The organism is Streptomyces sp. x-19 (assembly GCF_046549115.1).
GTDB lineage: Bacteria > Actinomycetota > Actinomycetes > Streptomycetales > Streptomycetaceae > Streptomyces > Streptomyces albulus_C.
Genome location: NZ_JAJPWK010000103.1, coordinates 1 through 998, shown reverse-complemented (window position 1 = coordinate 998; position 998 = coordinate 1). Strand labels below are relative to the sequence as shown.

At 67.6% G+C, this 998-nt stretch carries 1 protein-coding gene; it reads right to left on the bottom strand.

Translation table 11 applies throughout. The features are described 5' to 3' along the window. Nucleotides 1–262 precede the first annotated feature (262 nt). A complete protein-coding gene (locus tag ACLJT4_RS42445; RefSeq protein ID WP_411130514.1) occupies nt 263–871 on the bottom strand; it encodes a transposase in 609 nt (202 codons plus the stop codon). Between the last annotated feature and the right edge of the window lie 127 nt (nt 872–998).

Sequence of the window (998 nt, the reverse complement as noted above, 5' to 3'; positions counted from 1 at the left end):
GCCTGACCCTCTACCAGGCCCTGGACCTCCTCCAACACCTCCTGGCCACCTGGACAGGCACCTGCCCCACCTGCCACCAACCCACCCCATGGCAGCCCTACGACACCACCTAACAAAGCACTACTAGTAGTGCTTCGTTAGGTTGGGTTGGTCGTGTGGCGGCCTATTCGGGGTCGGGCCGGTAGATCGCGATGGCAGGTGGGGCATGCGCCGGCCCAGCACAGCAGCAGGTCCTGTATGGCTTGGAGGACTTGGTAGAAGGTCAGGCCGGCGCTTGAGCTTTTGGGTCCAGGCGCCGGAGGGTGAGAAAGGCGTGGGCGGCGGTGACGAGGGTGACGTGGTGGTGCCAGCCGCGCCAGGTCCGGCCCTCGAAGTGATCCAGGCCCAGCCCGTGCTTCATCTCTCGGTAGTCGTGCTCGATCCGCCAACGGATCTTCGCCATCCGCACCAGGTGCCGCAGCGCGGTGTCGACGGGCAGGCTGGTCAACCAGTAGTCAGTGGGTTCGTCGTGGTGGGGCGGCCATTCGGCGATCAGGGTCTCGACTGCGAGGACGCCGTCCCAGCCGGCTCGTCCGCCTGTCTTGTCCAGCGCGGCCTTCTTCGCCGCGACGCCGGCCGGGCGGACCTCCATCGCCATGAATCGGCTGGTCATCGCGCCTGTGCTGCCCTGCCGCCAGGTGCAGTGTCGCAGCCGACGTCGACCGGCCTGCGTGACCAGGTCTTTGAGCGATCGCACCGGAGCACGGTACCGGGGCAGCCGCGGGGCTCCCGTCCGCCCGATGCGTTCCGGCACTGTCGGCACAGCCTCGCCGGGATGCGCGCTGATGTCCGGGCGGACGGCGACCACGTAGTCCAGCCCGCGCTCGGCCAGTGAAGTTTCCCCGTGATGCTGGACACGTGATGTCTATGCCGCGAGGGTGTGGTGATGCCGTTGCCTGGTCTCGGCCGGGGTGAGGTAGCCGAAATCCTTGTGCTTGCGCAGGCGGCGCCGGTTGTAG